Raw genomic sequence first — 10,833 nt, 5'->3', positions numbered from 1 at the left:
ATCGACGCCGTCGAAGCGCACGGCACCGGCACCACCCTCGGCGACCCCATCGAGGCACAGGCCCTCATCGCCGCCTACGGCCAGGACCGCCCCGCAGACCGCCCGCTGTGGATCGGCTCGGTCAAGTCCAACATCGGCCACACCCAGGCGGCCGCCGGGGCAGCCGGAGTGATCAAGATGGTGCAGGCCATGCGGCACGGGCTGCTGCCCCGGACGCTGCACGTCGACGAGCCGACGCCGCACGTGGACTGGTCGTCCGGCGGGGTGTCCCTCCTCGCCGAGGAACAGTCCTGGCCGGGCGGGAGCGGGGTGCGCCGCTCGGCCGTCTCGGCGTTCGGTATCAGCGGCACCAACGCGCACGTCGTCCTCGAATGGGATCCGGCGACCGCCGGGGTCCCGGCGCAGGACAGCCGTAGCGAAGCCGATGGTGTTCCCGTCCCCTGGGTGCTGTCCGGGCGGACGGAGGCGGCCCTGGCCGCGCAGGCGCGCAGGCTCGCCGAGCACCTGGCCGGGCAGGCGGGCTTCAGCGCCGCCGATATCGGCGCCTCGCTGGCCAGCAGAGCCGTGCACGAGTACCGCGCGGCGGTGACGGGGCAGACGCGCGAGGAGTTCCTCGCCGGGCTCGACGCCCTGGCGCACGGCGGGGCCGCGGCCCATGTGGCCGTCGCCGGTGTCAGTGCGGGGAAGAGCGCGTTCTTGTTCTCCGGGCAGGGCAGCCAGCACCCGGGAATGGGCCGGGAGCTGTATGGCCGGTTCGAGGTGTTCGCGGCTGAGCTGGACCAGATCTGCGCGCGGCTGGACGAGCGGCTGGACGTCTCCTTGCGGTCGGTGATGTTCGCCGATGAGGGCACACCGGAGTCCGCCTTGCTCTCCGAGACCCGGTACGCCCAACCGGCGATCTTCGCCATGTCGGTCGCGCTGTTCCGGCTGGTCGAGTCGTGGGGCGGGCGCCCCGACGTCCTGCTCGGGCACTCCATCGGAGAGATCGCCGCCGCGCACGTCGCCGGCGTCTTCGACCTCGACGATGCGTGCGAACTCGTCGCGGAGCGGGCGCGGCTGATGCAGGGGGTGGAGGCGCGCGGCGCGATGGTCGCGATCCGGGCGGGCGAGGACGAGGTGGCCGAGTCCCTGCTCGGCTCGGCGGGCGCCGTGGCGATCGCGGCGGTCAACGCCGCCGATTCGACGGTGGTCTCCGGTAACGAGGAGGCGGTGCTGCGGATCGCGGAACTGTGGTCCGGACGCGGCCGGAAGACGACGCGGCTGCGGGTCAGCCACGCCTTCCACTCCCCGCACATGGACGGCATGCTGGCCGCGTTCCGCCAGGTCGCCGAACGCGTCACCTACCGCACGCCCACGGCGCAGTTCGTCTCCACCCTCACCGGCCGCCAGGCCGGTGCGGGGGAGCTGGAGGATCCGGGCTACTGGACGCGGCAGGTGAGGCAGCCTGTCCGGTTCCACGACGCGGTCGGTGTGCTCGGCGAGCTGGGGGTCACGACCTTCCTGGAAATCGGGCCCGACGCGGCCCTGACCACCCTTCCGTCCGGCGACGGTGCGGGCTACAGGATCGCGGCACAGCGCCGGGACCGGCCGCAGGCACAGACCCTTGTCGCCGCCGTCGCCGAGGCCGGGCTGCGGGGCATGCCCGTGGACTGGCGCGCGTTCTTCGCGCGGCTGGACACGCGGCCGGTGACCTTGCCCAACTATCCCTTCGAAGCACGCCGGTTCTGGCTGCCGGCGGCCGCTCCGGTGGCCGCCGCGTCCCTGGGGATGGACGGCGGCACGCACGGCCTGCTCGGGGCCGCGACGTCCGTCGCCGAGACCGGTGGCTGGCTGCTGAGCGGCCGGGTGTCCCGGCGCACCCACCCGTGGCTCGCTGAGCACACCGTGAACGGCACCGCGCTGGTGCCCGGCACGGTGTTCCTCGACATGGCCGTCCACGCGACGGCGGTCAGCGGATGCGCCCGGATCGAGGAACTGACCATCGAGACACCGCTGACCCTGCCGGAGGGCGGGTCGGTCGATCTGCAGGTGACGGTGTCCGCTTCGGACGCGAACGGGGTCAGGCCGATCACCATCAGCTCGCGCGCCGCGACCGCCCCGGGCGATGGCGAAGGCCTGTGGACCAGGCACGCGTCCGGGACGCTGGGCGAGCACGCGAGCGAGCCGTTCGATGACTTCTGCGCGACGTGGCCGCCGCGGGACGCCGAGGCGATCGACATCGCCGGGATCTACGACGCGCTCACCGACATCGGCGTCGGCTACGGTCCGGCGTTCCAGGGGCTGCGTGCGGCCTGGCGCGCCGGCTCCACGGTCTACACCGAGGCCCACGTCCACGAAGACGGCGAGGCGCTCGGCTTGCACCCGGGGATGCTGGATGCTTCGTTGCACGCGCTGGCGGGCAACCACCCGTCGCTGGGTGCGGGCGAGGAGATCCTTCTGCCGTTCTCCTGGCGGGGTGTCATGCCGCACCTGTGGCGGGCCACCTCGATCAGGAGCCAGCTGACCCGGACCGGGCCGGACACGCTGGCCGTCGCCATCACCGACGCGGACGGCGTGCCGGTCGCCTCGATCGAGGCGCTGGTGGTGCGGCCGGTTCCGGTGAGCCAGATCAGCGTCCGGCGCCAGGAGGCGTACCGGCTCGGCTGGGTCCCCGCTCCTTCCCGCCCGGCTGCCGCGTTGGCCTGCCTGGCTGTGCTCGGTGAGCACGGCCAGTTCCTGGCGGCGCCGGCCGATGCGGACATCCCGGCCGGGTTCCACCGGGATGTGGCCGAGCTCCTCTCGGCTGGGGGTGCGCTGCCCGGCGCGGTGCTGCTGCCGGTCGGCGCCTCCCCGGGGGCCGGCCCGGGGGAGGTTCGCGCGGCCGTCACCAAGGTGCTGCTGGCGGCGCGGGAGTGGCTGGCCGAGGAGAGCACGGCGGATTCCCGACTCGTGGTCGTCACCCGGGGCGCGGTCTCCACAAGCTGCGATGACGCGGCCGTCGACCTGCCGGGAGCGGCCGTGTGGGGGCTGATGCGCAGCGCCCAGAACGAGCACCCGGGACGGTTCGTCCTCGTCGATCTCGACGGAAGCGCGGCATCGGCGCGGTCCCTGGGCGCCGTGGTCGCCCGCGATGAGCCCCAGGTCGCGCTGCGTGAGGGCCGCTCTCTGGTGCCCCGTGTCACCGCGACCCCGCTGCCCAACGCCGAGGTGTCGCCGCTCAACCCGGAGGGCACCGTGCTGGTCACTGGTGGTACCGGCGCTCTGGGCGCGGTCGTCGCCCGCCATCTGGCGGTCCGGCACGGTGTCCGGCATCTGATGCTGCTGAGCCGGCGCGGAGCCGACGCGCCGGGAGCGGAGGCGCTGCGGGCGGAGCTTTCGCAGTGCGGCGCCGAGGTCACCATCGCGGTCTGCGACGTCGCCGACCGCGCGAGTCTCGCCGCCGCTGTCGAGGGCATTCCGTCCGAGCACCCGCTGACCGCCGTGGTGCACACGGCGGGAGTGCTGGACGACGCGGCCCTCAGCAATCTGACCCCGGAGCGGCTGGGGACCGTCCTGGGCCCGAAGGCCGAGGCAGCCTGGCACCTGCACGAACTCACTGCCGACGCCGGCCTCGCCGCGTTCGTCCTGTTCTCGTCGGCCGCCGGAATGCTCGGCACGCCCGGCCAGGCCAACTACGCCGCGGCCAACGCCTGCCTCGACGCCCTCGCCGGGCACCGCCACGCGCAGGGGCTCCCGGCCACCAGCCTGGCCTGGGGGCCCTGGGCGTCCGCGGACGGGATGGCGGCCGACGCACGGCGGGTCCGGCAGGCGGGGCTCGTGCCGCTGTCTGAGGCGGAGGGTCTCGACCTGTTCGACGCGGCCCTCGCGGGGGGCCATCCCGTGCTGCTGCCGCTGCGTTTGGACCGCGCCGCGCTGCGTTCGGCAGATCCGGCGACGCTTCCGCCGATGCTGGCGGGGTTCGTCGCTGCCGCGCCCCGCCTGCCGGCCGGGCGCACTCCGATGGCGCAGCGGCTCGGCGGGCTCACCGAAGCACAGCAGCACCGGCTGCTGCTGGACTTCGTACGGGAGCATGTGGCGGCCGTCCTCGGTCACGTCGACGCCGGCCGCGTCGACGCCGACCGGGGTTTCACCGAGCTGGGGTTCGACTCGCTGACCGCGGTGGACCTGCGCAACCGGCTGTCCGCGGAGACGGATCTGCGGCTCCCGGCCACGCTGGCCTTCGACTACCCGAACCCGCAGGCGCTCGCCGGGCACCTGGCCGACGCGCTGCTCGGCACCGGCCCGCAGGCCCCCGCCGCTACCGGGCAGGTGCCGAGGCCGGACGACGACCCCATTGCGATCATTGGCATGGCCTGCCGGTTCCCCGGCGGGGTGCGGTCCCCGGAAGACCTGTGGCGGCTCGTCTCCGAGGAGGTCGACGCGATCGGCCCCTTCCCCGAGGACCGGGGCTGGAACGTTGCCGACCTCTACGACCCGGAACCCGAGCGGACGGGGAAGTCCTACACCCGCGAGGGCGGCTTCCTCTACGACGCCGCCCGGTTCGACCCGCACTTCTTCGGCATGAGCCCGCGTGACGCGACGGCCACCGACCCCCAGCAGCGGCTGCTTCTGGAGACGGGCTGGGAGGCGTTCGAGCGTGCGGGCATCACCCTGGAGTCGCTGCGCGGCAGTCGCACCGGGGTGTTCACCGGCGTCATGTACGGCGATTACAGCGGCCGTCTGCTGAACGCGCCTCCCGGCGAGTACGAGGGGTTCCTGGGCACGGGCAGTGCGGGCAGTGTCGCCTCGGGCCGCCTCGCCTACACCTTCGGCCTCGAGGGCCCGGCGATCACCGTGGACACCGCGTGTTCCTCGTCGCTGGTCAGCCTGCACCTGGCGGTGCGCGCGCTGCGCGACGGCGAGTGCGATCTGGCCCTGGCGGGCGGCGTTACGGTCATGGCGACGCCGGCGCCGTTCGTGGAGTTCAGCAGGCAACGCGGGCTGGCCCCCGACGGACGGTGCAAGCCGTTCGCGGCGGGGGCCGATGGCGTCGCCTGGGCCGAGGGCGCGGGGCTGCTGCTGGTCGAGCGTCTCTCCGACGCGCGCCGCAACGGCCACCAGGTGCTGGCGGTGGTGCAGGGGTCGGCCGTCAACCAGGACGGCGCCAGCAACGGTTTGACCGCCCCGAACGGGCCGTCCCAGCAGCGGGTGATCCGGCAGGCCCTCGCCGACGCGGGGGTGCGGGCGTCGGAGGTGGACGTGGTCGAGGCGCACGGCACCGGCACACCGCTGGGTGACCCGATCGAGGCGCAGGCGCTCATCGCCGCCTACGGCCAGGACCGGCCCGCCGGCCGGCCGCTGTGGATCGGCTCGGTCAAGTCCAACATCGGGCATGCCCAGGCCGCCGCCGGGGTCGCCGGCGTCATCAAGACCGTCCAGGCGCTGCGTCACGGGCGTCTGCCCCGCAGCCTTCACATTGACAGCCCGTCCCCGCACATGGACTGGGCGGGAGGGAACCTGGCCCTCCTCACCGAGGCGCGGGACTGGCCGGTCCGCGAGGGGCCGAGGCTCGCGGCGGTGTCGGCGTTCGGCATCAGCGGCACCAACGCTCACGTGATCATCGAGGCCCCGGCCGCCGAGGACCTGCCCGAGCCGGACCAGTCGCGGCAGCCGGACCAGTCGGACGGGGAGCAGCCCGGGCCGGTCGTGCCGTGGGTGCTGTCGGCCAAGACCGACGCCGCGCTCACCGCGCAGTCCGATCAACTCCTCGGCTTTGTGCGCGAATATCCCCAGTACCAGCCCGCCGACATCGCCCGCGCCCTGGGGACGCGGTCGGTCTTCGAGTACGGCGCGGCGGTGGTCGGCCGCACGCGCGAGGAGCTGCTGTCCGGGCTCGAGGCGCTCTCGGCCGGGCGCGCCGCGCCCCCCGTGATCCGCGGCGTCGCCGGCAAGGACGGCGCGAGCGCCTTCATGTTCTCCGGCCAGGGGTCGCAGCGGCCGGGCATGGGCAGCGGCCTGTACGCGGCCTACCCCGCGTTCCGGCGTGCGCTGGATGAGGTCTGCGCGCACTTCGACGGGTTGCTCGACCGGCCGCTGCGCGACCTGATGTTCGCGCCCGCCGGTTCCCCGGAGGAAGACCTGCTCCACGAGACCCGGTACACCCAGCCCGCGCTGCTCGCCCTGGAAGTCGCGCTGTACCGGCTGGTGCGGAGTTGGGGCGTGGTCCCCGATTACCTGATGGGGCATTCGGTCGGCGAGTTCGCCGCCGCTCATGCCGCGGGTGTCCTGTCCCTCCCGGACGCGTGCAGGCTGGTCGCCGCGCGCGGCCGGTTGATGCAGGAGCTGCCCGGGACGGGGGCGATGGTGGCGATCGGTGCCAGCGCCGAGGAGGTTCGCGCGTCCCTGGCCGGTCGGGTGGACATGGTGGGCATCGCGGCGGTGAACGGCCCGCTGGGGACGGTTGTCTCCGGTGACGAGGTCGCTGTGATGGCGGTCGTCGGGGAGTGGGCCGAGCGCGGTCGCAGGACCAAGCGGCTGCTGGTCAGTCACGCGTTCCACTCGCCGCTGATGAAGCCGGTGGTGTCCGCGTTCCGGGAGGTCGCCGAGGGGGTCCGGTTCGCCGAGCCCTCGATCCCGATCGTCTCGACCGTCACCGGTGAGGTCGTCGCGGCGGGCACGATGTCGTCGGCGCGGTACTGGGCGGACCAGGTGCTCCAGCCCGTCCTGTTCGCGGCGGCCGTGCAGACCCTGCACGAGGCGGGCACCCGGTCCTATCTTGAGCTGGGCGCGGATACGCTGGCCTCACTCGCCCCGGACTGCCTGCCCGGCCAGGAGGCCCGGCCGGTGGTCGGCGCCCTGCTGCGCCGGGACGTGAGCGAGCCGGAGTCGGTGGTCACCGCGCTGGCACGGGCCCGGATCGCGGGTGTTCGGGTGGATCTGGCGGCGATGCTTCCGGACGCCCGCCGCGTGGACCTGCCCACCTACCCGTTCCAGCGCGAGCGGTACTGGCTCAGCCGGCCGGCCGCCGACGCGCCGACGGACCTCGGGCTGCACGCGACGACGCACCCGTTCATCGGTGCGGAGACCGAACTGCCCGATGGCGGGTTCCTGTTCACCGGCCGGATCTCCTCGGACGCCCAGCCGTGGCTCACCGATCACGCCGTCCACGCCACCCCCCTCGTCCCGGCCAGCGCCCTGGTCGACATGGTGCTGTACGCGGGCGAACGGTCGGGCTGCGGCCGGATCGAGGAGCTGACGATGTCCGCTCCGCTCGTCCTGCCCGAGACCGGGGCGGTCCACGTCCAGGTGGTCGCGGGGCCGGCCGACGAGTCCGGGCACCGGCGTGTCACGGTCAGGTCGCGTCCCGCGCACGCCGTCGACGACGAGTGGACCGCGCACGGGGACGGGGAACTCGGCCGGGCCGAGGACATCGTGACAGCCGGATCTGACGCCGCGCCGTGGCCGCCGTCGGAGGCGGCCGCGCAGGACGTCGAGCAGATCTACGCACAGCTCGCCGACCTCGGGCTCGGCTATGGCCCCGCGTTCCGGGGGCTGCGGAGGGTGTGGCGGCACGGCAGCGAGGTCTGGGCCGAGGTCCATCTGCCGGAGGCGACGGCGCCGGGCTTCCGCATCCACCCGGCGCTGCTGGACTCCGCTCTCCACACGCTCGCCTACGCCTACCCGGACGTGGACCGGGCCGAGGGAGTGCCGGTGCCGTTCTCCTGGTCGGGCGTCAGCGGGGCGGGCTGCGCACCGGACGGTGTCCTGCGCGTCCGGCTCAGCACGGGCGGCGACGCATTCGCGCTGCGCCTGACCACCGAGGGCGGCGAGGAGGTCGCGGCGATCGAGTCGCTGTCGGTACGGCACCTGACTCCTGACCAGCTCGGGGGCGGTCAGCACCGGCGGCAGCGGGCACAGTTCGCGCTCTCCTGGACGGTGGTCGAGCCCACCGCACAGCCCAAGGACACGCCGCATGCCCGGATCGGCTGGCTCGAGGACCCCGCGCCCAGCCTGCTGGCCGCGCTCCCCGGCATCGCCGAGCCGCGCGCGTTGACCGGGGAGGCGCCCGCACCGGACCTGCTGCTCCTGGACTGCACGGTCCACGACGGGCCGGGTGACCAGGTCGAGCGGACGCACCGCGCGACCCACCGCGTCCTGGAGGTGGTCCAAAGGTTCCTCAGCGACGACCGGTTCGCCGGGTCCCGGCTGGGCGTGCTGACCCGGTCGGCGGTCGCCGCCGTGGACGGCGAGACGGTCGAGGACCTCGCGGGCGCCGCCGTCGGCGGGCTGATCCGCTCAGCGCAGACCGAGAACCCGGGCCGGATCGTGTTGTTCGACCTCGACGACGCGCAGGAGTCGGTCCTGGCCCTGCCCGCCGCGTCGCACACCGACGAACCTCAGCTGGCGCTGCGCGCCGGACGGGCGTACGCGGCCCGCCTCGGCCGCGTCACCGACGACGAGGACGCCGTCCCAGCGGCGCCCGGCGAAGGGACCGTGCTGGTCACCGGCGGCACCGGAACGCTCGGCGCCCTGGTCGCCCGCCACTTGGTACGACGGCACGGAGCCCGGCGCCTGCTCCTGACCAGCCGGCGGGGCGCCGCGGCGGCAGGCGCGCAGGAACTGGCCGAGGAGCTGACCGGGCTGGGTGCCCACGTCACCATCGGCGCGTGCGACGTGGCCGACCGGGCCGCGCTGGCGCAGCTGCTCGCCGGCATCCCCGAGGAGCACCCTTTGACCGCCGTCGTCCACACGGCGGGGGTCCTGGACGACGCCACCGTCCCCGGGCTCACTCCACAACGGATCGACACCGTCCTGCGGGCGAAGGCCGATGCCGCCTGGCACCTGCACGAGCTGACCGCGGACTTGGACCTCACGCACTTCGTGCTGTTCTCGTCCGCCGCCGGGGTGCTCGGGGCGGCGGGCCAGGCGAACTACGCGGCGGCCAACGCCTTCCTCGACGGGCTCGCCGAGCAACGTCGCGCCGAAGGCCGTCCCGCCGTCTCCCTCGCCTGGGGACTGTGGGCTGCCGGAGGCGCGATGGGCGCAAGCCTCGGGGCCGCCGACCAAGCCCGCATCGGGCGCAGCGGAATCCTTCCGCTCGACATCGAAGACGGTCTCGCGCTGTTCGACTCCGCCCTCGCCAGCGACCGCGCCACCTGGACACTCGCCAGGCTGGACCTGCCGTCGCTGCGCGCACGGGCGGAACACGGCACACCGCCGTCGATCCTGCGGGACCTGGTCGGCGGCGCGCCGCGCCCCCGCGCCGGCGCGGGGAACCGGCCGGCGCTGCCGGGGCGTCTGGCTGGTCGTTCCCAAGCCGAACAGCTCGAACTGCTGCTGGAGTTCATCCAGGAGGAGATTGCGGTCACGTTGAGGCTCGCCGATTCCCGCGTGGTCGAAGCGGACCGCGGCTTCCTCGAACTGGGCCTCGACTCCCTCACCGCGATCGAGCTGCGCAATCGGCTGACCGATGCCGCCGGCCGGCGGCTCCCCGCCACGATCCTGTTCGACTACCCCACACCGCGCAGGCTCGCCACGCACCTGTGCGAGCTGCTCGCACCGGCTGAGGAGCCGGACGTGGCGATCCGCAGGGTCATCGCCTCCGTTTCGCCCGAGCGTCTGCGCGCGGCGGGCCTGCTGGAGGCCGTGCTGGCCCTCGCCGGCGGCGCTGCCTCCACGGAGGTGGCCGAACCCGGCGGCGAGCAGGAGGACGACGAAGCCGACCTCCTCGACGCCGATGTCGACGACCTAGTCCGTATCGCCCTCAGTGAAACCGACTCGTGACCGACCCGAACCGACGGAGCCGACGAATGAACACCCCGGACGAGAAGGTCGTCGAAGCGCTGCGCACGTCGCTGCTGGAGAACAAGCGCCTGCGCCGGCGGCTTCAGCAACAGCAGTCCGACGCGTCCTGCGAGCCGATCGTGATCGTGGGGATGGGCTGCCGCTATCCCGGCGGCGCGACCTCGCCGGAGGCGCTGTGGCGGCTGGTGGCCGAGGGCACCGACGCGATCAGCGAGTTCCCCACCGACCGCGGCTGGAACACCGACGCCCTCTACGACCCCTCCCCGGACGCGCACGGCAAGTCCTACGTACGCGAGGGGGGATTCCTGCACGAAGCGGCCGAGTTCGACCCCGGCTTCTTCGGGATCAGCCCGCGTGAGGCGCTGGCGATGGATCCGCAGCAGCGGTTGCTGCTGGAGACCAGCTGGGAGACGTTCGAGAACGCGGGCATCGACCCCGAGTCATTGCGCGGCAGCCGCACCGGCGTCTTCACCGGCGTCATGTACGACGACTACGCGTCCCGGCTGCGCCGGATGCCGGAAGGCATGGAAGACCAGGTCGTCACCGGCAGCGCGGGAAGCGTCGCATCGGGGCGGCTCTCCTACGTCTACGGTTTCGAGGGACCCGCGGTCTCCCTGGATACGGCGTGCTCGTCGTCGCTGGTGGCCCTGCACCTGGCCGTGCAGGCGCTGCGCAACGGCGAGTGCGACATGGCACTGGCCGGCGGCGTCACCGTCATGGCCACCCCGGTGGCGTTCACCAGCTTCAGCCGTCAGCGGGGTCTGGCCCCCGATGGCCGGTGCAAGCCGTTCGCGGGCGCGGCCGACGGGACGGTCTGGGGTGAGGGGGTCGGGCTGCTGCTGGTGGAGCGGCTCTCCGATGCCCGCCGCAACGGTCACCACGTCCTGGCCGTGGTCCGCGGGTCCGCGGTCAACCAGGACGGGCAGAGCAGTCAGCTCTCGGCTCCGAACGGTCCGTCCCAGCAGCGGGTGATCCAGCAGGCGCTGGCGAACGCGGGCCTGGCGCCCACCGACGTCGACGCTGTCGAAGCCCACGGCACCGGCACCACCCTCGGCGATCCCATCGAAGCCC

2 protein-coding genes are annotated in these 10,833 nt (G+C 73.7%); both read left to right on the top strand.

What is annotated here, in order from left to right; translation table 11 throughout:
• Positions 1-9,741, top strand: a 9,741-nt coding sequence (locus tag ACZ6CL_RS42250; RefSeq protein WP_468946732.1) for a type I polyketide synthase, incomplete at its 5' end; no start/stop codon positions are given.
• On the top strand, positions 9,738-10,833 hold a 1,096-nt coding region (locus ACZ6CL_RS42245), incomplete at its 3' end, for a beta-ketoacyl synthase N-terminal-like domain-containing protein (protein ID WP_468946730.1). The genes ACZ6CL_RS42250 and ACZ6CL_RS42245, both read left to right, overlap by 4 nt.

It is taken from the genome of Streptomyces sp. NPDC041200, from assembly GCF_055591805.1.
This window is presented reverse-complemented; position numbering and strand designations above follow the sequence as displayed.